Here is a 19829-nt window from a genome sequence, read left to right as displayed (position 1 = left end):
GCCCAACTCAGTCCCAACTCAGTCCCAGCTCAGTCCGCTCGACGACTGGTACTCGATCACGCGGGTCTCGAAGAAGTTCTTCTCCTTCTTCAGGTCCATCACCTCCGACATCCAGCCGAACGGGTTGCGGCTCTCACCGAAGATCGGGGGGAGGCCGATCTGCTCGGCCCGGCGGTCGGTGATGAAGTGCATGTACTGCTCGCACAACTCCGCCGTCAACCCGAGCATGCCGTTCGGCATCGTCGCCCGCCCGTAGGCGACTTCGAGCTCGCACGCCTCGGTCAGCATCTGCCGCACCTCGGCCTGGAACTCAGCCGTCCACAGGTGCGGGTTCTCCTGCTTGATCTGGTTGATGCAGTCGATGCCGAAGTTCAGGTGGATCGACTCGTCGCGCAGGATGTACTGGTACTGCTCGGCGATCCCGACCATCTTGTTCCGCCGGCCGAGGGACAGGATCTGGGCGAACCCGGTGTAGAACCACATCCCCTCGAACACCACGTAGAACGCGATCAGGTCGCGCAGGAACGCAGTGTCGGTCTCGGGCGTGCCGGTCCGGAAGTCCGGGTCCTCCAGGTGCTGGGTGTACTTCAGCGCCCAGGCGTCCTTGTCCGAGATCGACGGGACCTCCCGGTACATGTTGAACAACTCGCCCTCATCCAGGCCGAGCGACGTACAGATGTACTGGAAGGTGTGCGTGTGCACGGCCTCCTCGAACGCCTGGCGCAGCAGGTACTGCCGGCACTCGGGGTTGGTCAGCTGCCGGTAGACGGCCAGGACGATGTTGTTCGCGACCAGCGACTCCGCCGTTGCGAAGAAGCCGAGGTTGCGCTTGAGCATCAGCCGCTCGTCGTCGGTGAGGCCGTCCCGCGACTTCCATAGGGCGATGTCCGCCTGCATCGACACCTCGGTCGGCATCCAGTGGTTGTTGCACCCGGCAAGATACTTCTCCCAGGCCCAGCGGTACTTCAGCGGCAGCAACTGGTTGACGTCGGCGCGTGCGTTGATCATCGCCTTGTCGGCGACGTGCACCCGGTCCGCGCCGACCGAGATCGAGCCGAGGCCGGAGGAGTTGTCGGTCGTGGTCACTGGCAGGCCTCGCAGTCGGGGTCGTCGAGGGAGCAGACAGCTCCGGTGGGTTCGGGCAGGGGAGCGGCGAGCGGGTCGGGCGACGGCGACGGCACCGTTGCGGGCGCCGCGACGGTCACGGGTACGGCGTTCAGCCGGCCGTCGGTGCCCTTCAGAGTGGACTTCTCCACGTGAGTGGCCGACTGGGAACGCAGGTAGTACGTCGTCTTGAGGCCGTGCCGCCAGGCCGACCGATACAGCTCGTCGAGCGCCCGCCCCGACGGCGCCGACATGTAGAGATTCAGCGACTGTGCCTGGTCGATCCACTTCTGCCGCCGCGACGCCGCCCTGACCAGCCACTGCGGGTCGATCTCGAACGCGGTCGCGTACAGCTCGCGCAGGTCGGCCGGGATCCGCTCGATACCGGCCAGGATGCCGTCGTGGTACTTGAGGTCCGACACCATCACCTGGTCCCACAGCCCGCGCGCCTTCAGGTCGGCGACGAGGTACGGGTTCGCCACGGTGAACTCACCCGACATGTTCGACTTCACGAACAGGTTGCTGTACGTCGGCTCGATCGACTGGCTGACCCCACAGATGTTGGAGATCGTCGCGGTCGGCGCGATCGCCATCACGTTCGAGTTACGCATCCCGTCCCGGAGCACCTTCGCCCGCAGCGTGTCCCAGTCGAGCTGCTTGCCCTCGTCAACGATCACGTCACCGTCCCGGGCGGTCCGCAGCAACTCGAGCGAGTCGATCGGCAGGACACCTTGGCTCCACAGCGAACCGTCGTACGACGAGTAGCGGCCACGCTCGGCGGCGAGATCGCTGGACGCCTCGATCGCGTGGTAGCTGATCTGCTCCATCGAGCTGTCGGCGAACTCGACCGCCGCGTCCGAGGAGTACGGGATCCGCAGTGCGAACAGCGCGTCGGCGAACCCCATCAGGCCGAGACCGACCGGGCGGTGCCGCTGGTTGGCGCGCTCGGACTCGGGCGTGGTGTAGAAGTTCACGTCGATCACGTTGTCGAGCATCCGGACCGCCGTCTTGACGGTGTCGCGGAGCAGCTCGGCGTCGAGACCGCCGTCGGTCAGATGCGCGACCAGGTTGACCGAGCCGAGGTTGCAGACGGCCGTCTCGTCGACGGTGGTGTTCAGCGTGATCTCGGTGCACAGGTTCGACGAGTGGACCACGCCGTCGTGCTGCTGCGGCGACCGCAGGTTGCAGGCGTCCTTGAAGGTGATCCACGGGTGGCCGGTCTCGAAGAGCACGGTCAGCATCCGCCGCCACAGCTCGACCGCCCGGACCCGCCGGAACACCCTGATCTCACCACGGTCCGCGGCGGCCTCGTACCGCTGGTAGGCCGCGGCGAACTCGGCGCCGTACAGGTCGTGCAGGTCGGGGACCTCGTTCGGGGAGAACAGCGTCCACTGGCCGTCCGACTCGACCCGCTGCATGAACAGGTCCGGCACCCAGTTCGCCGTGTTCATGTCGTGGGTCCGGCGGCGCTCGTCACCGGTGTTCTTGCGGAGGTCGAGGAACTCCTCGATGTCGATGTGCCAGGTCTCCAGGTAGGCACAGACCGCGCCCTTGCGCTTGCCGCCCTGGTTGACCGCGACCGCGGTGTCGTTGGCGATCTTCAGGAACGGTACGACGCCCTGCGACTCGCCGTTGGTCCCGCGGATCTTCGCGCCGATGCCGCGGACCGGCGTCCAGTCGTTGCCGAGGCCGCCGGAGTACTTTGCCAGCAGCGCGTTGTTGCGGATCTTGGTGAAGATGCCGGCCAGGTCGTCCTCGACCGTGGTGAGGAAGCACGACGAGAGCTGCGGCCGGGTGGTGCCGGAGTTGAACAGCGTCGGCGTCGACGACATGAACCGGAACGAGCTGAGCAGCTCGTAGAACTGGATCGCCCGGGCCTCGCGGTCGTCCTCGCGCAGCGCCATCCCCATCGCGACCCGGAGGAAGAACGCCTGCGGAAGCTCGTACCGGACCTTGTCGATGTGCAGCAAGTACCGGTCGTAGAGCGTCTGCAGACCGAGGAACGCGAAGTTCAGGTCCCGCTCGGGCCGGATCGCCGCGGCGAGTCTGGTCAGATCGAAGTCTGCCAGCTCCGGATCGAGCTGCCCCGCCTCGATCCCGGTCCGGATGTACTCCGGGAAGTAGTCCGCGTACGCCGTCGTCATGTCGGCCTGGATCGCCTGACGCGGCTCGCCGTGGACGCGGCCGAGCGCCTCCCGGCGGATCTGGTCCAGCAGCAGGCGGGACGCGGCGAAGCTGTACTGCGGCTCGGTCTCCACGTACGACCGGGCGGCCATCACCAGCGCGAGCTCCACCTCGTGCTGCGCGATGCCGTCGTAGCAGGAGCCGAGGGTCTCGTCGAGGATGAGCTCCGGGTCGACCGCATCCAGACCGTCGGCCGCCTCGGCGACGATCACCCGCAGGCGCTCGACGTCCAGCGGTGCCGTGCTGCCGTCGGCGGCGCGGACGGTGATCGCGGGCTTCTCGGTGACACCGGCCGGGTCGGCGGGTGTACGGGCCTTGGTGCGCTCCTCGCGGTAGAGGACGTACGCGCGGGCGACCTGGTGCTCGCCGGCGCGCATCAGCGCCAGCTCGACCTGGTCCTGGATGTCCTCGACCTGGACACTGCGCCGCGCGTCGCCGCGGCTGGTCAGGGCGTCGACGACCCGGCCGGTCAGCTCGGTGACCAGGTCCCGGACCCGGTGCGTCGTACCGGCCTCGGCGCCCTCGACCGCGAGGAACGCCTTGGTCATGGCGACGGCGATCTTCGACTGGTCGAACGCCGTACTCGTGCCGTCGCGGCGGACGACGGTCAGCTCGATCGACCGGGCCGGCTGGTCAGCCGTCGGTCGCGATGAGGAAGTGACGGTCACAGGTGCTCTCTCCACGCGAGTTCCGAAGGGCCGCGACTCGGGGTGGGGAGCACGACGGGACAGGCGGCACCGGCCGGGTCTACCGCTGTCACGCCCTGCGACCCGCCCTCGAGGTCTCGGACCGCGCGCACCGGCGGTGCGCGCGCCGGTGGCAGGTACTCGGACTTGCGGAAGGCTTCCGCTCACCGTTGCGGGGCAGCTCCGGATTCGCACCGGATTCCCCTGTTGCCTCAGAGTGACCCACATGTTGTGGTGTCGACCACTCTGAACCACCAGCAGTAGTGATGCTAGGTGGCGCCACCGACATTTCCTGAAACGCCACGCCGTGTTCTCGCAGATTGTGTGACGCGGCTGGTCTCAGGCCGCCGCGGCGTAGAGGTCCTGCAGCGTCATGATCTCCGAGCCGTGGTGGATCAACTCGCGGTTGAGCCGCAGTACGACGTGGCCGAACGGCTCGGCGGCGTCGAGCTCGGAGGCCTGGCTGAGGCCGACCGTCATCACCTCGGCCTCGTCCAGCGCGGCGATCGACTCCTGCCAGGCGTCCACCCAGTGCGTCAGCCAGGCCACTGCATCCTGGGCGTTGCCGTGCAAGGTGATGTCGGCGCGGCCCTGCCGGCTCTCCCCGAACGTCCACTCCCAGCGCTCGAAGAACTGCTCGGTCAGGTGCGCGATCAGCCACGCGATCGTGCGGGGGCCGCGGTGGTCCGGCTCGTCGGGCCACTGGGCGACCCACTCCCCGGAGCCCAGCGACCGGAACCGGCCGGCGTAGTGGCGCCGGACGACGGTCAGCGCCTCGCCGCTCGGGCGCCAGAAGTACTGCTCGTCGGTCAGCTCAGCGAGCCGGCCGGACAAGACCATCCAGCTGAAGCCGAGCTGCCCGCGGACCATCGCCATCGCCGATGGGCGGTGCAGGATGTCCCAGTCGAACGGCTCCGGCATCACTTTCCTCACGCTCCCGGTCGGATTTTGCACTGCGATCGAACATGTGTTCGAATTGTGGCTCGAACGGGAGGAGAAAGTCAATGAGCGCGGTGTGTCGGTTCTGGCCTCGACGGGACTGGTCTGCTAGGCGGTGCGATCCGGGTGTCCGCCGCCGGGCTGGCGAACCGGCGTTCCAGCAGGGTGAAGGCATCGATGAGCTCGGGCGCCTCGTAGATCCGGTTCCGCCGGCCGTCGGTGACCTCGCGCAGCACGCGGGCCTCGACGAGCCGCGCAAGCGCCTGGTTGGCGGCCTGCTGCGACCGGTCGATCAATCGGGCCGCGCCGGCCAGGGTGAGCACCGGCGCGGCGGGCAGCGTCTCGATCAGCAGTTCCACGGCCGAGCCGGCCCGGATCGGCGCCGCCCGCTTCCGCCAGGCCGCCTTGAGGTCGGCCGTCGTCCGTTCGAAGCGCGCCGCTTCGGCGGTGGCGTGACTGCAGGCGGCGGCAAACATGAGCAACCACTGGTTGGCCGCGGTCCGGGCTCGTGGTCCGGTCGGCTTGCCGACGTACCGGAAGGCCGTGAGCGCCTCGACGTACTGGGTGGCGTGGGTCGCGAGCGACAGCGACACCGGCGGGACGGTGCGCTCGACCAGCCCGTCCGCGCGCAGGATGAGGTGGATCAGCGCGCGCCCGGTCCGGCCGTTGCCGTCGGCAAAGGGATGGATCGTCTCGAACTGGGCGTGCGCGATCGCGGTCTTCGCCAGCACCGGCAGGCGGGACTCGCGGACGAACGACATCAGGTCGGCCAGCAGGTCGGGGACCAGGTGCGCCGGCGGCGGGACGTAGTACGCCTCGGCGGGGGAGCGGCCGCCGATCCAGTTCTGCAGGTAGCGGATCTCTCCGCCGAGCTCAGGATTCGGCGAGTGGCTCATCAGGTGCCGGTGCGCCTCGAGGAGATGTTCGACCTCGAGTTTGTCGCCGGCCCGCACGGACTCGGTCACCCAGGTCATCGCGTCGACCGCGCCGAGCACCTCCTCGGCTGTCACGTCCCGTTGCCGCTCGCTCAGGACTTCGGCCTTCAGCAGGCGCCGGGCCCCGACGACCAGCCCTTCGATCTGCGACGAGCCCACCGCCTCCGCCCGGAGCAGCAGACGTGCCAGCGCCTCGCTGTTCGTGAGTACGGCGGCCGTCGCGTCGAGTCGGCCGAGATCGCCGGCGGCGTCCTCCAGGGCGGCCAGCACCTCGTCGCTCAGGTCGAACACCCGCCCGGTCAGCGGATCCGGGAAGTACAACTCGTACGAACCGCCCAAGCGTTCCGCCCGGGTGAATCCGTCCGGGTGCCCGGGCCACCGATGCAACTCGACGCGCGCCATGAGCAGCTCCCTCCTTTGTTCAAGCTTACGCCACAACCTTGAACAAGGAACCGAGGAGTGCGAATGAGTATGAGCGGCGAGGTGTGGACCCGATTGTGGGCAGACTGGGTGGCCGGTCAACGTGGAGAAACGGAGGCGCCGGTGACGCTGGATGCTGAGACGCGGGAGATGGTGGCGGCCAACGAGGCCGACTGGGACGCGCGGGCGCCGTTGCACGCGGCGAGCGGGTTCTACAGTCGCCCGGCCGAGTTCTGGTTCGCCGACTACGAGTGGGAGGATCTCGGGCCGCTGGAGGGGCGCGACGTACTGCACCTGCAGTGTCACCTCGGGACCGAGACGATCGCGTTCGCGCGGCGCGGAGCGCGGACGACGGGGCTGGATCTGTCGGCCCGGTCGCTCGACGAGGCGCGGCGGATCGCGGCCGACGCCGGGGTCGAGGTCGAGTACGCACATGCCGATGTGTACGACGCGGTGAACGCGTTGGCAGGGCGGCAGTTCGACGTCGTTTACACGGGCAAGGGCGCGCTCTGCTATCTGCCGGACTTGCAGCAGTGGGCCAGGGTGGTGCGTGAGCTGCTCAAGCCGGGCGGTGCGCTGTATGTCGTCGAGTTTCATCCATTGCTCAACGCGTTGCGCCCGGTCTCGCTGCCGGGTGAGTCCGACGAGTTGACGATCCGCACCGACTACCTCGAAGGCCGCGGCCCGATCGCGCACGACTCGACCGTCACGTACACCGGCGACGAGGTGCCCGGCCGCCAACGCAGCTACGAGTGGCGCCACGGCCTCGGCGAGCTGCTCACCACGCTCGCCACCACCGGCCTCACCATCACCACCCTCCGCGAGTCCGAAGTCCTCCAATGGCCCCGCTGGCCGTCCATGCAACAAACCCCGGAAGGCTGGTGGCGCCTCCCCGACGAGTCCCCACGAGTCCCCCTCCTCTTCGCCCTCAAGGCCACGAAGCCGGCGAGCGCCTAGTTCGTGGGGGCTCGGCGGCGGGTGGCGTGGGGGCGGCCGGTGGTGCGGAGGTTCGTGGTCTCCAGTTGGGCGTGTTCGCGGCCCTGGCGGAGGAAGTCGAGGAGGAACCTGAGTTGGGCGTCGGTGTAGCCGGCGACCTGATGCTGCCAGCGTTGGCCGATGGGTTCGTAGTAGCGGGCGATGTCGGCGACGCGTTCGGGGACGACCTGGACGACTACGCGGCGGCGGTCGGCGGGGTCCGGCTCGCGGTGCACGTAGCCGGCGCGTTCCAGGCGGTCGACCATGCGGGTGACCGCGCCGGTCGTCATCCCCATCAGGTCGGCCAGCCGGCGGACCCCGGCCGGCCCGATCTCCAGCAGAGCGCCGATGGCGTGGACGTCGGTCAGCGGCATGCCGAGCTGGTCGGCGACGGCGATCTGGAAGCGCGTCGCGGCTGAGATGTACCACGGCATCTCCCGGATCAGCCCGTCCAGGAGCTCGTCGCGCTTGCTCGCCATGGACCAAACCTACGGGTTGCCCTGAACCAACCCTGGTAACTGCTTCCAGCAGTAGCTGCTTGAAGCAGCGAAATGCTTCACTCCGAATATGACCACAACGACCACGACCACCTCGACCTGGACGCCGTACTTCCTGGTGGTGCCGTTCAGCGCGCTGATCACCGGACTGTTCAATCTCGGCGAGTTCCTGCCCTGGCCGCTCGCGATCCTCATCGGCGCGAGCTGGGGAGCGCTCGTCGGCCTGATCGCCCAACGGATCCGTTGGCGGAGAGCCGAGGATGCACTGATCGCGGCCGCCGCGACCGGGTTCGCGTTCGCCGGCTGCGGCGGGTTGATGGCGATCCTGCTGCTCAAGGGCGCGCTGACCAGTACGTCGCTCACCGGCGACGCGCTCGAGCAGATGTTCCTGCCATCCATCCCGTACTACATCGCGGTCAACAGCATCCTCGAGATCCTCGTCATCCCGCTGATCCTGTACGTCGGCTGGCGTCCGGGCAGGCGCCGGATCCTGATCGTCGCCGTGGCGGCCCTGTACTTCGCGATGCGGGTCTGGACCTACCTGGCCTTCGTCCCGGCGCGGCTCGGCTGGGCCGACTCCGACCACTCCACCGAGCCGCTGACCCCGGCCGAACGCACGCAGGCGTACGACGACCTGATGCTCGACGACCCGCGCTGGATCCTGCTGCTGGTGATGTTCGCGCTGCTCCTGCTAGCGGCGTTGCTGCGGCCCGCGGATCGCGACGTACAGCAGTGAGACCCCGGCGGCGGCGATGATCGGGCCGACGATCGCCCAGAAACTGCTGCCGGTCATCGAACTGCCCTCGAGGTAGCCGAGGCCCTGGAACGTGAAGATCGCCCCGGACACGGTGAGCACGGCGCCGAGCGCAATCGCGACGATCTTCCCCATGGATCGACCCTAGCCGAGCAACTCGTCGCACAAGGCCACGAGTTGGGAACGAAGTGGCCGGGCACGCGCGGTGAACGAACGCTGGGCGGCGGCGTACTCCGCCTTCCCGGCCGGCGTCTCGATCGGGACCGGGGAGTAGCCGAGGGCGGCCAGGTCGTACGGCGACGCGCGCATGTCCAGCGTGCGGATGTCGCGGGCCAACTCGAAACAGTCCAGCACCAGCGCACTGGGGACGAACGGCATCAGCTTCGACGCCCACTTGTAGAGGTCCATGTTCGCGTGCAGACAGCCGCCCTGCTCCAGCGCCGGCTGCGACTCCCGGGTGGGTTGCAGGACGTTCAGTCCACGCGCCGGCGCGGTGAAGAAGCGGAAGGCGTCGAAGTGCGAGCACGCGATCTTGTGCGACGCGACCACCGAATCGGTGCCCTCGGCACCTAGCCGCAGCGGCCACTTCTCGTGCCGTACGTCGGACGTCCGGTAGACCATCGCCCACTCGTGCAGCCCGAAACAGCCGAACTGCGGTTGACGATCCGCGGTCGCGGAGAGCAGCCGCCGGATCCACGTGATGCTGTCGCGTCGCCGGTCCACCTCGGCCGGATCCAGGGTCGCCGTGCCGTCGACGTACGTGTAGCCGCGGCGTCCGTCGTACTCGACTGCGTCCAGGAGACGTACGCCGGGGCCGGGGTGCCAGACGCGGAGCTGGTTCGGCCGGGTCGGGTAGTAGGTGAAGAGGAAGTCCTCGACCGGGTGTGCCTCGCGGCGTTTGCGGCGGTCGAGGTGATCGGCGACCAACGCGTCGACGCGAACGCGATGGGCGTCGGCCAGCGGCGTCCATTCAGTGCGGGTCAGGGTGACGGTCACAGGTCCAGGGAGAAGGCGTAGAGATCGACACCGGTGATCGGCGACCAGTCGCGGTCGGGCAGGCGGGTGAAGCCGAGGCGCTCGTAGATGCGGTGTGCGGTCGTCATGTACGTCGCGCTGCTCATCACCACGCGGCTGAGCCCGAGCTCGCGGGACCGCTCGACACAGCGGACCGTCAGCGCCGTGCCGATACCGAGACCGCGTGCACGCCCGGCCACGCCGAGCATCCGGAACTCGCCTTCGTCCTCGAGCCCGATCTCGCGGTACACCGAACCCGGCGGGCAGAACGTCACCGTCCCGAGCAGTCCGTCGCTGTCGACCGCGACCCACAGCTCCGCCTTGGCCGCCCGGTCCGCGGCCGACCTCAGCGTCGACGCGTAGTCGGATCCCTCCGGCACGAACCCGTCGTACGCATAGGCCTCGACAGTCAGCTCACCCACCGCGTCGTACTCGCCCGGAACGGCAAGCCGGATCTCAGTGCTCACCGGATAACTGTCTCATCCGATGCCGACGGTAGGCTCGGGCCGTGCGTATTGCCAGATTCTCCGTGGACGACGAGCCGAGGTACGGCGTCGTCGAGACCGACGACCCTGAAGGGCTGGTCGGCACCGTCTCGGTGCTCGACTCGGACCCGCTCTACCGGGCGGCCCAGTTCACCGGGGAGAAGCTGCAACTGGCCGACGTCCGGCTGCTCGCGCCGGTGATCCCGCGCAGCAAGGTGGTCTGTGTCGGCCGGAACTACGCCGCGCACGCCGAGGAGCTGGGCAACGAGGTCCCCGCCGAGCCGCTGATCTTCCTGAAGCCGAACACGAGCGTGATCGGCCCGCGCGACGGCATCGTCTACCCGGAGCAGACGAACGACCTGCACTTCGAGGGCGAGCTGGCGATCGTGATCGGCCGGATCACCCGTGACCTGCCCAAGGAGCGGGTGAACGAGGTGATCTTCGGCTACACCGTGGCCAACGACGTCACCGCGCGCGACCTGCAGAAGTCCGACGGGCAGTGGGCCCGGGCCAAGGGGTACGACACGTTCTGCCCGCTCGGCCCGTGGATCAGCACCGAGCTCGACGTGTCCGACCTGCGGGTCACCACCGAGCTGAACGGCGAGCCGAAGCAGGACGGCCGGACCTCGCAGTTCATCTTCGGCATCCCGGAGGTGCTGGCCTACGTCACCTCCTTCACCACGTTGCTGCCCGGCGACGTGGTGCTCACCGGCACCCCCGCGGGTGTCGGCCCGATGCTGCCCGGCGACGAGGTGTCGGTCAGCATCGAAGGAATCGGAACTCTGACGAACAAGGTGATCGTGCGTGACTGACGAGGTGCTGGGCGACCTGGAACCGACCAAGGTGCGGGTGCGCTTCCCACCGTCCCCGACCGGGCTGCTGACGGTCGGCAACATCCGCAGCGCCCTGTTCAACTGGGCCTTCGCGCGCCACTACGGCGGCAAGCTGGTGCTGCGGATCGAGGACACCGACCAGTCCCGGAACACCCCGGAGGCGCTCGCCTACACGCTGGAGTCGCTGCGCTGGCTCGGCCTGACCTGGGACGAGGGCCCCGAGGTCGGCGGCGAGTACGGCCCGTACCTGCAGTCCGAGCGGATGGACGTCTACGCCGACGTGGTCGCGAAACTCCTCGCGGCCGGCAAGGCGTACCACTGCTACTGCTCGCAGGAGGAGCTCGACCAGCGCCGCGAGGCCGCCCGCACCGCCGGCCAGCACAGCGGGTACGACGGCCACTGCCGCGTCCTCACCGACGAGCAGGTCACGGCGTACGTCGACGAAGGCCGCCGGCCCGTGGTCCGGCTGCGGATGCCGGACCGCCCGATCGTCTTCGAGGACCTGGTCCGCGGCGAGATCACCTTCCTGCCGGAGAACCTCGGCGACTACGTCCTGGTGCGCGCGAACGGGTACCCGCTGTACCCGCTGGTGAACCCGGTCGACGACGCGCTGATGGAGATCACCCACGTGCTCCGCGGCGAGGACCTGCTTCCGTCGACCCCGCGGCAGATCGCGCTCTACGCGGCGCTCGCCGACATCGGGATCGGCAGCGGCCGGACGCCGCGGTTCGGGCACCTGCCGTTCGTGATGGGCGAGGGCAACAAGAAGCTGTCCAAGCGCGACCCGGGCTCCGGCCTCGGCGAGTACATGGAGCGCGGCTTCCTGCCGGAGGGCCTGCTCAACTACCTCGCGCTGCTCGGCTGGTCGATCGCCGAGGACCGCGACGTCTTCACCATGGCGGAGATGATCGAGGCCTTCGACATCCGCAAGGTGAACGCGAACGCGGCCCGGTTCGACCCGAAGAAGTGCGAGGCGATCAACGCGGCGCACATGCGGCTGCTGGACCCGGACGAGTTCGCGCGGCGGATGATCCCGTTCCTGGCCAAGGAGGGCATCCTCCCGGCCGAGCCGTCGGACGACCAGCTCGCCGTACTGCGGTCCGCCGTACCGCTGGTGCAGGAGCGGATGAACACGCTGTCGGAGTCGGTCGACATGCTCGGCTTCCTGTTCGTCGACGAGGCCGGGTTCACGCTCGACCCGGATGCCGCCGGGAAGGTGCTGACCGGTGACGCCGGCGCGGTGCTCGAGGCGTCGGTGAAGGCCCTCGGCGATGTCGAGTGGACCACCGAGGCGATCGAGGCGGCCCTGCGTACGTCGCTCGTCGACGGCCTCGGCCTGAAGCCGAAGAACGCGTTCGGCCCGGTCCGGGTGGCGATCTCCGGCCGCCGGATCTCGCCGCCGTTGTTCGAGTCGCTGGAGCTGCTGGGCCGGGAGAAGTCACTGCACCGGCTCGAGCAGGCCCGTTCCTCGCTGCCGGCCGACTGATGCCTGAAGAGCTCCCGCCGCGGTACCACCGGCTGCTGCGCAACGAGGTGACCCCGAGCGCGTACGTGATCCTCGGGGCGTTCACGATCTTCGCCGGCTGGATCTTCACCAGCCTGGTGATCCTGTCCGTCCAGCAGGTCATCCGGAAGGACCCCGAGGGCACCGTCTCCTGGTTCGGGCTGCTGGCGACGAACCTGTCGCTGATCGTGCTGATCCCGCTGAGCATGCTGGTCGCGCAGAAGCTCAACCGGCAGGCGCCGGGGCTGCTGTCCTCGGTGACTGGCACGCTGCGGTGGCGGTGGCTCGGGTGGTTCGCGCTGGCCGCCGTACTGCTCGAGCTGCTGATGCTCGGGGTCATCAAGGTCGGCGGCGTCGAGTTGCTCGGTGACGGCACCGGTGGCATCGCACCGGACGCGGCCGCGGTGATCGCGGTCACGCTGCTGACGTCGACGTTCCAGGCGGCGGGGGAGGAGTACTTCTTCCGCGGGTACCTGCTCCAGGCTGTCGGTGCGCTGGTGCGGAGCTCGGTCGTGGCCGTGCTCGTCACCACCGTCCTGTTCACGATGGCGCACGGCATCTGGCCGTGGGAGAGCCCGGCGCTGTTCCTCGACCGGTTCGCCTTCGGGCTGATCGCCGGTTTCCTCGTCGTCCGCACCGGTGGGCTGGAGGCGGCGATCGCCATCCACGCGGCGAACAACGTGGTGACCTTCGTGTACGCCGCACTGACGGACAGCGTGGGCGACAGCCTGGGCGCCGCCGACGCGCCTTGGTCGCTGGTTGCCGTCGACGTGGCGAAGTTCGCGGCGTTCGGTCTGGTCGTGTTGTGGCTGGCCCGGCGGGCGAAGCTGACCACCGTCTGCAGCCTGCCGCTGACCGCGGCTCCGCTGCCGGGCAAGAAACTGGTGTGACGGGAGTGACAACCCGGTCGGAGGACCCCGTTTTGGAATCCGGGCCCTTGCTCGGGTAGGCTCAGCGGGCCAGGTTGTGAGGGCGGAGACAAACTCACAGCGGCAGTGAAATGCCTTTGGGGTATGGGGTAATTGGCAGCCCGACTGATTCTGGTTCAGTTAGTCTAGGTTCGAGTCCTAGTACCCCAGCGGATTGGACCGCACCGATGGAAATCGGTAGAGTTCAACCTCGTTGCCCGGCCCGCAAGGACCGGTCGACAACCCTCTGGCCCCGTTGTGTAGCGGCCTAGCACGCCGCCCTCTCAAGGCGGTAGCGCGGGTTCGAATCCCGTCGGGGCTACCAGAGAAGACAAGGCCCGGACCACTAGGTCCGGGCCTTCGTCATGCCTCCCGCCCCGGCCGCCCTGGTTGCCCCGCCCGGTCCGGTCCGGTTGGCCCGGTTGCGCGGTCACGAGCCGAGCAGCGACTGCAGTTGGAGCACGAGGAACAGTGCGATCACGACCTCGCTCACCACCCACGAGTTGTCGTTCATCCAGCGCCGTACGGACGGCAGCACGGCGTCGGCCCGGCGGCCGAGCACGACCAGCGCCAGCAGCGGTGCGCCGACGAGGAGCGCGGTGACGATCAGGAAGCCGATCGAGTGCCGCCACGGCTCATCGTGCGACGCGAGGAACGTCCCGACGGTGAAGGTCATGATCAGGTCGGTCGGCATCAGCAGGAACAACAGGAAGCCCAGGAGCAGCGATCGCGCGGGCGTCGCGTTCTGCAGGCGTCGGAGGTACTTTGGTGGTTCGGTGTCCGCCCGCCGGAGGAAGACGCGGACAGCCGCCACCAGGAGCAGGCCGACCAGGAGCCAGCCGAACCAGTCCGGGCCGCCGGACCGGCGCGACCCGTCCAGGTCCAGCGCCTTGCCGAGGTAGTAGAAGACGGTCGTGGCCAGGGTGGCGCCGGCGATCGCGCCGGCCACGTAGCCGGCCGAGTTCCGTCGTGCCTGCCGGCTCGTCGCCAGCATCAGCGCGACGACGATCTGCGGCCCGGCGACCATCACGATCGCCAGCGGGAGCACCCTGAGCAGGTTGTCCATGGCCGGCGGAGATGCTGGTCGTGGTTACGGGTGTGGAGTGGTGCTGGTGTCGGCGGTGGTCAGTTCGCGGCGGAGGGCGAGGCCGCCGAGGACGAAGACCGCGCCCCACATCAGGGCGACGACGCCGAGGAAGACCGCGACCCCGACCGCGGCGGCGCCGGGGTTGGCGACGAACAGGATGCCGAGCAGGATCGAGAACGCGGCGCTCAGCAGCAGCAGCCCGCGCGGCCGGGTCCGGGTGCTGCCGAAGGCGCCGACCACCTCGAACACCCCGCGCACGATCAGCCAGATCCCGAGGATCCAGGTCAGCGTCACCGCCGTCACCGCCGGGCTGAAGATCGCAAAGAACGCCGCGACGAGCGCGATCACCCCGAGCAACACCAGCCACAGCCGGCTGCTGCCTCGCGACTCCGGCCGGAACGCCTGGACCAGTGAGCCGATGCCGTCCGTCAGCGCCCAGAAACCCCACAGCAACGCCAGCGCGATCGCGGTCTCGATCGGCCAGATGATGGCCAGCACCCCGAACACCATGCCGATCACGCCACGGACGATCAGCATCTTCCACCCGGCCGTGAACCATTCCCGTTCCATACCGTCATGGTCAGCCCGTCCGGGCCGGGGCACAACAGCCCGGCCTACCGTGGTCGCATGGCGCTCGCGGTCTGCCTGCTGTTCGACCGACGCTCCGACCGGCTCCTCCGTCGACTCTGGGACCGGCTGGAGGATCTCGGCGTACCGACGTTGAAGTCGCACACCCACGGGCAGCACGTTCCGCATCTGTCGCTGGCCGTCCTGCGCGAGTGGGACCACGACAAGGTGATGAAGGCCGTCCAGCCCTCCCTACGTGACAATGCGGTCGACCTGTACTTCGATGCGCTCGGCAGCTTTCGGCGCGGGCGGGTCTGGCTGGTGCCGGCGGTCGGGGTGGAGGTCTTGCAACTGCAGCGGGACGTGGTCTCGGCAGTCCTGGAGACAGGTGCTGACCTACACCGGCACTACGAACCAGGCCGATGGGTGCCGCACTGCACCCTCGCACCCCGCGTCCCGTTGGTTGCGTTGCCGGTGCTCGCGGCGGCTGTGTACGACGTACTGCCGCTGGAGGTCACCGCCGACCGGGCAGCTCTGGTCGACAGTGGGACCGGTCAGGTCTGGCTACTCTGATGCGCGGCGGAGGGCTTCGGAGAGGCGCTCGGCGGCGGCCATCACGGCGGGCGCGTGCATGCGGCCCGGCTGGCGGGACAGACGTTCGATCGGGCCGGAGACGGAGACGGCGGCGATCACCTTTCCGCTGGGGGAGCGGACCGGAGCGGACACGGACGCGACCCCCTGCTCGCGTTCGCCGACCGAGTGCGCCCAGCCACGACGCCGTACGCCGGCCAGCGCCGCGGCGTTGAAGGTCGCGTTGTGGAGACCGCGGTGCATCCGCTCCGGGTCCTCCCAGGCGAGCAGTATCTGCGCGGCCGAACCGGCGGCCATGGTCAGCTGACTGCCGACCGGCACGGTGTCGCGCAGACCGGACGGACGCTCGGCGGCGGCCACACAAACCCGGTACTCACCCTGGCGGCGGAACAGCTGCGCCGACTCACCGGTGATGTCCCGCAGCCGCGCCAGCACCGGCCCGGCGGTTGCCAGCAGGCGGTCCTCACCCGCGGCGGAGGCCAACTCGCTGAGTCGCGGTCCGAGCACGAACCGTCCCTGCATGTCCCGTCCGACCAGGCGGTGGTGCTCCAGCGCCACCGCGAGGCGGTGCGCGGTCGGGCGGGCCAGGCCGGTGGCCGCGACCAGCCCGGCCAGGGTCGCCGGCCCGGACTCGAGCGCGGACAGAACGAGGGCTGCTTTGTCGAGAACGCCGACTCCGCTAGAGTTGTCCATGAGACGATATTGCCGTCTCGAATCGTGGAACGCAAGTCGCTTCCGCTGCCCAATCGAGAGCACTGTGAGCGATACAGCACCTCAGGAACCCCCTCGACCGGGGACCGTGGGGTGGGACAAGTATCCGAGGAGGAGAGGTCTGATGGGTAGGACGCTGTCGGAAAAGGTCTGGGATGCGCACGTGGTGCGCCATGCCGACGGAGAGCCCGACCTCCTCTACATCGACCTCCACCTCGTGCACGAGGTGACCAGTCCGCAGGCGTTCGACGGCCTCCGGCTGGCCGGCCGGCCGGTCCGCCGCCCGGACCTGACCATCGCCACCGAGGACCACAACGTCCCGACGTACGACGTGGACAAGCCGATCGCCGACCCGGTGTCGCGGACCCAGGTCGACACGCTGCGGAAGAACGCCGAGGAGTTCGGCATCCGGATCCACACCCTCGGCGACCCGGACCAGGGCGTCGTGCACGTGATCGGCCCGCAGCTCGGCCTGACCCAGCCCGGGATGACCGTGGTCTGCGGCGACAGCCACACCTCCACCCACGGCGCGTTCGGGGCGATTGCCTTCGGCATCGGCACCAGCGAGGTCGAGCACGTGCTGGCCACCCAGACGCTGATGCAGGCCCGGCCGAAGACGATGGCGGTCACGGTCGACGGCGTACTGCCCGAGGGGGTCTCGGCCAAGGACCTGGTGCTGGCGCTGATCGCGAAGGTCGGCACCGGCGGCGGCCAGGGCTACATCGTCGAGTACCGCGGCGAGGCGATCCGGGCGCTGAGCATGGAAGCCCGGATGACGATCTGCAACATGTCGATCGAGTGGGGCGCGAAGGCCGGCATGATCGCGCCGGACGAGACCACGTTCGCCTACCTGCGGGACAAGCCGCACGCGCCGCAGGGGGTCGACTGGGAGGCCGCGGTCGAGTACTGGAAGAGCCTCGCGACCGACGAAGATGCCACTTTCGACCGCGAGGTCGTCCTGCGGGCCGAGGAGATCGCCCCGTTCGTCACCTGGGGCACGAACCCGGGCCAGGGCATCCCGCTGTCGGAGACCGTGCCGTCCCCGGACGACTTCGACAACGACAACGACAAGCGCGCGGCCGAGCGGGCGCTGGAGTACATGGGCCTGACCGCAGGTACGCCGATGCGCGAGATCCACGTGGACACGGTCTTCCTGGGCTCCTGCACGAACGGCCGGATCGAGGACCTGCGGGCCGCGGCCGGCGTACTGGCCGGACGGAAGGTTGCCGAGGGCACCCGGATGCTCGTGGTCCCGGGCTCCGGCCGGGTCCGGCTGCAGGCCGAGGCGGAAGGTCTGGACCGGATCTTCAAGGACGCCGGCGCGGAGTGGCGGGGCGCGGGCTGCTCGATGTGCCTGGGCATGAACCCGGACCAGCTCGCCCCCGGCGAGCGCAGCGCCTCCACGTCGAACCGGAACTTCGAAGGCCGGCAGGGCAAGGGCGGCCGGACCCACCTGGTCTCGCCGCTGGTCGCCGCCGCGACCGCGGTCACCGGGACCCTGGCCGCTCCGGCCGACCTGCCGCCCGTCGCCGTACCCGTGAACGCCTGAGGAGCAACGGAATCATGGAAGCCTTCACCCAGCACATCGGTACGGCGGCCCCGCTGCGCCGCAGCAACGTCGACACCGACCAGATCATCCCGGCCGTCTACCTGAAGCGGGTGACCCGCACCGGGTTCGAGGACGGCCTGTTCGCGGCCTGGCGCAACGACCCGTCGTTCGTGCTCAACCAGCCGGAGTACGACGGGGTCTCGGTGCTCGTGGCCGGGCCCGACTTCGGCACCGGATCGTCCCGGGAGCACGCGGTCTGGGCACTGCTCGACTACGGATTCCGGGTCGTGGTGTCGTCCCGGTTCGGCGACATCTTCCGCGGCAACTCCGGCAAGGCCGGACTGCTCGCGGCCCTGGTGACGCAGGATGTCGTGGAGCGGTTGTGGACCACGATCGAGACCGACCCGGGCACCAAGGTCACGGTGGACCTGGAGCACACGACGATCTCGGCCGGTGACGTGTCCGCGCCGTTCGAGATCGACGACTACACCCGCTACCGGCTGCTGAACGGTCTCGACGACGTCGGCATCACCTTGTCGCACGAGGCGGACATCGCCGCCTACGAGGCGACCCGGCCGAGCTTCAAGCCGGCCACCCTGCCCGCCAAGGCCTGAACCACCGTGGAGTTGTCGCCGCCGTAACGCGCAGGACATCGGCGGCGATAACTCTGGTGTTACCCTTGCGGGGTTGTCAGTACAAGGCTTGCGAGATCGGGAGGTGAGGCGCTCATGAGCAGCGATCCCTCCAGACATACCGATCTCGCTCGACCTTCGAGAGGCTGACTTTCTCTTCTCTTGATGCGGCCTGGGTGCCGCGGGGGTCGGGCAGACGTGTGCCCACTTCACCCGCACCACCGCATCTGGAGGACTCATGTCCGACCTGCGTACGCTCACGCTCCGCGCGTTCAGCCGCACCCCGATCCGGGCCGCCGCCCGCCGAGCCGTCACCGGTCGAGCCGTCACCGGCCCGGCCGAGCCGGCCGAGCAGCCGCTCCGGGAGCCCGCGACCCCGAAGCCCAACGGGCACAGCGTCGTCGACAGCGCGATCTACTGCGACGGCCGCCGGGTCGCGTCGCCGGAGTCGCTGGCCGAGACCTACCGCGTCCTGCACAAGGCGCCGCGCAGCCTGGCCTGGATCGGCCTGTACCGGCCCGACCGGCGCGAGCTCGCCTCGTTGGCGCAGGAGTTCGACCTGCACGAGCTGGCGATCGAGGACGCCATCCAGGCCCACCAGCGGCCGAAGCTCGAGCGGTACGGCGACACGTTGTTCGTCGTTCTCAAGGCCGCCCGCTACCGGGACGCGACCGAGGAGGTCGAGTTCGGCGAGGTGCACGTGTTCGTCGGCCCGGACTTCGTGGTGACGGTCCGGCACGCCGAGGCGCCCAACCTGGCGGCGGTACGGCGCCGGGTCGAACGCGATCCCGAGTTGCTCGAGCGCGGCACCGAGGCCGTGCTCTACGCGATCATGGACAAGGTCGTCGACGGGTACGCGCCGGTGGTCGCCGGGCTGGAGAACGACATCGACGAGATCGAGACCGAGGTGTTCCGCGGCGACCCGAAGGTGTCCCGGCGCATCTACGAGCTGTCCCGTGAGGTGATCGAGTTCCAGCGCGCGACCCGGCCGCTGGTCGGCATGCTCGAGTCGCTGCGCGGCGGTTTCGAGAAGTACGGCGTCGACGAGGAACTGCAGCGCTCGCTGCGGGACGTGGCCGACCACGTCACCGAGGTGGTGGAGAAGGTCGACGGGTTCCGCGAACTGCTGCGCGACATCCTGACGGTGAACGCGACCCTGGTGGCCCAGCAGCAGAACGAGGAGATGAAGAGCCTCACCATCGCCAGCAGCGAGCAGAACGAAGAGGTGAAGCGGATCTCCGCGTGGGCGGCGATCCTGTTCGCCCCGACGCTGATCGGCACCGTCTACGGGATGAACTTCGACCACATGCCCGAGCTGCACTGGCAGTACGGCTACCCGTTCGCGATCGGCCTGATGGCGTTGGTGTGTGGGGGTCTGCACCAGATCTTCAAGCGGCGCGGCTGGCTCTGAATGTCCGCTGCCTCGCCGGGGCACTAGTCTGCAGACACCTGTA

General features: G+C 69.0%; 20 protein-coding genes, 2 tRNA genes and 1 riboswitch. Of the genes, 11 read left to right on the top strand and 11 right to left on the bottom strand.

All coding sequences use genetic code 11. The features are described from left to right. Positions 1-18 precede the first annotated feature (18 nt). From ACQPYZ_RS24530 to ACQPYZ_RS24515, 4 genes are all read right to left on the bottom strand, one after another. The gene (locus tag ACQPYZ_RS24530; RefSeq protein ID WP_433160232.1) at positions 19-1086 is read right to left on the bottom strand and encodes a ribonucleotide-diphosphate reductase subunit beta; all 1068 of its coding nucleotides are present in this window, start codon (positions 1084-1086) and stop codon (positions 19-21) included. Continuing rightward, positions 1083-3956, bottom strand: a complete 2874-nt coding sequence (locus ACQPYZ_RS24525; protein WP_433160230.1) for a ribonucleoside-diphosphate reductase subunit alpha — start codon at positions 3954-3956, stop codon at positions 1083-1085. Before ACQPYZ_RS24525 ends, ACQPYZ_RS24530 begins: the two co-directional genes overlap by 4 nt. A gap of 133 nt (positions 3957-4089) precedes the next feature. Next, positions 4090-4245: riboswitch (cobalamin riboswitch) on the bottom strand. A 68-nt stretch (positions 4246-4313) separates the two neighbouring features. Next, positions 4314-4895, bottom strand: coding sequence for a DinB family protein (locus ACQPYZ_RS24520; protein WP_433160229.1), 582 nt, complete (start codon positions 4893-4895; stop codon positions 4314-4316). An 80-nt stretch (positions 4896-4975) separates the two neighbouring features. Continuing rightward, the gene (locus tag ACQPYZ_RS24515; protein ID WP_433160227.1) at positions 4976-6250 is read right to left on the bottom strand and encodes a Fic family protein; all 1275 of its coding nucleotides are present in this window, start codon (positions 6248-6250) and stop codon (positions 4976-4978) included. 141 nt (positions 6251-6391) lie between these two features. On the opposite strand from ACQPYZ_RS24515, the gene ACQPYZ_RS24510 reads away from it, so the two are divergent. After that, entirely contained in the window at positions 6392-7225 is an 834-nt protein-coding gene (locus tag ACQPYZ_RS24510; RefSeq protein WP_433160226.1) for a class I SAM-dependent methyltransferase, read from the top strand. On the opposite strand, the gene ACQPYZ_RS24505 is transcribed toward ACQPYZ_RS24510, so the two are convergent. After that, entirely contained in the window at positions 7222-7722 is a 501-nt protein-coding gene (locus ACQPYZ_RS24505) for a MarR family winged helix-turn-helix transcriptional regulator (RefSeq protein ID WP_433160224.1), read from the bottom strand. The genes ACQPYZ_RS24510 and ACQPYZ_RS24505 overlap by 4 nt on opposite strands. An 88-nt stretch (positions 7723-7810) precedes the next feature. Between ACQPYZ_RS24505 and ACQPYZ_RS24500 the strand changes: the two genes are divergently transcribed. Next, positions 7811-8476, top strand: a complete 666-nt coding sequence (locus ACQPYZ_RS24500) for a hypothetical protein (RefSeq protein ID WP_433160222.1) — start codon at positions 7811-7813, stop codon at positions 8474-8476. On the opposite strand, the gene ACQPYZ_RS24495 is transcribed toward ACQPYZ_RS24500, so the two are convergent. Genes ACQPYZ_RS24495 through ACQPYZ_RS24485 form a run of 3 tightly spaced genes read right to left on the bottom strand, consistent with a single transcriptional unit; the run spans position 8432 to position 9975 of the window. Next, entirely contained in the window at positions 8432-8629 is a 198-nt protein-coding gene (locus ACQPYZ_RS24495; protein WP_433160220.1) for a hypothetical protein, read from the bottom strand. The genes ACQPYZ_RS24500 and ACQPYZ_RS24495 overlap by 45 nt on opposite strands. 9 nt (positions 8630-8638) lie before the next feature. Beyond that, positions 8639-9490: a 3-methyladenine DNA glycosylase gene (locus tag ACQPYZ_RS24490; protein ID WP_433160219.1), complete on the bottom strand. Its 852-nt coding sequence runs from the start codon at positions 9488-9490 to the stop codon at positions 8639-8641. Next, positions 9487-9975, bottom strand: a complete 489-nt coding sequence (locus ACQPYZ_RS24485; RefSeq protein WP_433160218.1) for a GNAT family N-acetyltransferase — start codon at positions 9973-9975, stop codon at positions 9487-9489. Before ACQPYZ_RS24485 ends, ACQPYZ_RS24490 begins: the two co-directional genes overlap by 4 nt. Before the next feature lie 41 nt (positions 9976-10016). On the opposite strand from ACQPYZ_RS24485, the gene ACQPYZ_RS24480 reads away from it, so the two are divergent. From ACQPYZ_RS24480 to ACQPYZ_RS24460, 5 genes are all read left to right on the top strand, one after another. Then, on the top strand, positions 10017-10805 hold the full coding sequence (locus tag ACQPYZ_RS24480) for a fumarylacetoacetate hydrolase family protein (protein WP_433160216.1): 789 nt from the start codon (positions 10017-10019) through the stop codon (positions 10803-10805). Next, a complete protein-coding gene (gltX, locus tag ACQPYZ_RS24475) occupies positions 10798-12312 on the top strand; it encodes a glutamate--tRNA ligase (RefSeq protein WP_433160215.1) in 1515 nt (504 codons plus the stop codon). Before ACQPYZ_RS24480 ends, gltX begins: the two co-directional genes overlap by 8 nt. Next, positions 12312-13220 carry a CPBP family glutamic-type intramembrane protease gene (locus ACQPYZ_RS24470; protein ID WP_433160213.1) on the top strand — a complete coding sequence of 303 codons (909 nt, stop codon included), beginning with the start codon at positions 12312-12314 and terminating at the stop codon, positions 13218-13220. Before gltX ends, ACQPYZ_RS24470 begins: the two co-directional genes overlap by 1 nt. 117 nt (positions 13221-13337) lie before the next feature. Then, positions 13338-13409 (top strand) — tRNA-Gln (locus ACQPYZ_RS24465). 78 nt (positions 13410-13487) lie between these two features. Continuing rightward, positions 13488-13563 (top strand) — tRNA-Glu (locus tag ACQPYZ_RS24460). A gap of 105 nt (positions 13564-13668) precedes the next feature. On the opposite strand, the gene ACQPYZ_RS24455 is transcribed toward ACQPYZ_RS24460, so the two are convergent. After that, positions 13669-14304 (bottom strand): GAP family protein, encoded by a 636-nt coding sequence (locus tag ACQPYZ_RS24455; protein ID WP_433160211.1) that lies wholly within the window; start codon positions 14302-14304, stop codon positions 13669-13671. Between the two features lie 24 nt (positions 14305-14328). After that, the gene (locus tag ACQPYZ_RS24450; RefSeq protein WP_433160209.1) at positions 14329-14895 is read right to left on the bottom strand and encodes an HdeD family acid-resistance protein; all 567 of its coding nucleotides are present in this window, start codon (positions 14893-14895) and stop codon (positions 14329-14331) included. A gap of 57 nt (positions 14896-14952) precedes the next feature. Between ACQPYZ_RS24450 and ACQPYZ_RS24445 the strand changes: the two genes are divergently transcribed. After that, positions 14953-15465 carry a 2'-5' RNA ligase family protein gene (locus ACQPYZ_RS24445; protein WP_433160207.1) on the top strand — a complete coding sequence of 171 codons (513 nt, stop codon included), beginning with the start codon at positions 14953-14955 and terminating at the stop codon, positions 15463-15465. On the opposite strand, the gene ACQPYZ_RS24440 is transcribed toward ACQPYZ_RS24445, so the two are convergent. After that, positions 15457-16176, bottom strand: a complete 720-nt coding sequence (locus ACQPYZ_RS24440) for an IclR family transcriptional regulator (RefSeq protein WP_012922430.1) — start codon at positions 16174-16176, stop codon at positions 15457-15459. The two genes, ACQPYZ_RS24445 and ACQPYZ_RS24440, sit on opposite strands and share 9 nt — an antisense overlap. Before the next feature lie 142 nt (positions 16177-16318). Between ACQPYZ_RS24440 and leuC the strand changes: the two genes are divergently transcribed. The 3 genes from leuC (at position 16319) to corA (ending at position 19786) form a co-directional block, all read left to right on the top strand. After that, a complete protein-coding gene (leuC, locus tag ACQPYZ_RS24435) occupies positions 16319-17743 on the top strand; it encodes a 3-isopropylmalate dehydratase large subunit (protein ID WP_433160205.1) in 1425 nt (474 codons plus the stop codon). Between the two features lie 14 nt (positions 17744-17757). Further along, positions 17758-18357 carry a 3-isopropylmalate dehydratase small subunit gene (leuD, locus tag ACQPYZ_RS24430; protein ID WP_433160203.1) on the top strand — a complete coding sequence of 200 codons (600 nt, stop codon included), beginning with the start codon at positions 17758-17760 and terminating at the stop codon, positions 18355-18357. Between the two features lie 256 nt (positions 18358-18613). Next, entirely contained in the window at positions 18614-19786 is a 1173-nt protein-coding gene (corA, locus tag ACQPYZ_RS24425) for a magnesium/cobalt transporter CorA (protein ID WP_433160201.1), read from the top strand. The last annotated feature ends 43 nt before the right edge of the window (positions 19787-19829 follow it).

It is taken from the genome of Kribbella sp. CA-247076, from assembly GCF_050942445.1.
Taxonomy (GTDB): Bacteria; Actinomycetota; Actinomycetes; order Propionibacteriales; family Kribbellaceae; genus Kribbella.
The sequence above is the reverse complement of the archived record's forward strand: the minus strand, read 5'-3'. Positions and strand labels throughout refer to the sequence as shown.

Coding starts and splice junctions, on each gene's coding strand:
- ACQPYZ_RS24520 (WP_433160229.1), bottom strand. CDS start 4,895: ATGCCGGAGCCGTTCGACTGGGACATCCTGCACCGCCCATCGGCGATG.
- ACQPYZ_RS24515 (WP_433160227.1), bottom strand. CDS start 6,250: ATGGCGCGCGTCGAGTTGCATCGGTGGCCCGGGCACCCGGACGGATTC.
- ACQPYZ_RS24505 (WP_433160224.1), bottom strand. CDS start 7,722: ATGGCGAGCAAGCGCGACGAGCTCCTGGACGGGCTGATCCGGGAGATG.
- ACQPYZ_RS24500 (WP_433160222.1), top strand. CDS start 7,811: ATGACCACAACGACCACGACCACCTCGACCTGGACGCCGTACTTCCTG.
- ACQPYZ_RS24495 (WP_433160220.1), bottom strand. CDS start 8,629: ATGGGGAAGATCGTCGCGATTGCGCTCGGCGCCGTGCTCACCGTGTCC.
- ACQPYZ_RS24470 (WP_433160213.1), top strand. CDS start 12,312: ATGCCTGAAGAGCTCCCGCCGCGGTACCACCGGCTGCTGCGCAACGAG.
- ACQPYZ_RS24455 (WP_433160211.1), bottom strand. CDS start 14,304: ATGGACAACCTGCTCAGGGTGCTCCCGCTGGCGATCGTGATGGTCGCC.
- ACQPYZ_RS24450 (WP_433160209.1), bottom strand. CDS start 14,895: ATGGAACGGGAATGGTTCACGGCCGGGTGGAAGATGCTGATCGTCCGT.
- ACQPYZ_RS24445 (WP_433160207.1), top strand. CDS start 14,953: ATGGCGCTCGCGGTCTGCCTGCTGTTCGACCGACGCTCCGACCGGCTC.
- ACQPYZ_RS24440 (WP_012922430.1), bottom strand. CDS start 16,176: ATGGACAACTCTAGCGGAGTCGGCGTTCTCGACAAAGCAGCCCTCGTT.
- leuC (WP_433160205.1), top strand. CDS start 16,319: ATGGGTAGGACGCTGTCGGAAAAGGTCTGGGATGCGCACGTGGTGCGC.
- leuD (WP_433160203.1), top strand. CDS start 17,758: ATGGAAGCCTTCACCCAGCACATCGGTACGGCGGCCCCGCTGCGCCGC.
- corA (WP_433160201.1), top strand. CDS start 18,614: ATGTCCGACCTGCGTACGCTCACGCTCCGCGCGTTCAGCCGCACCCCG.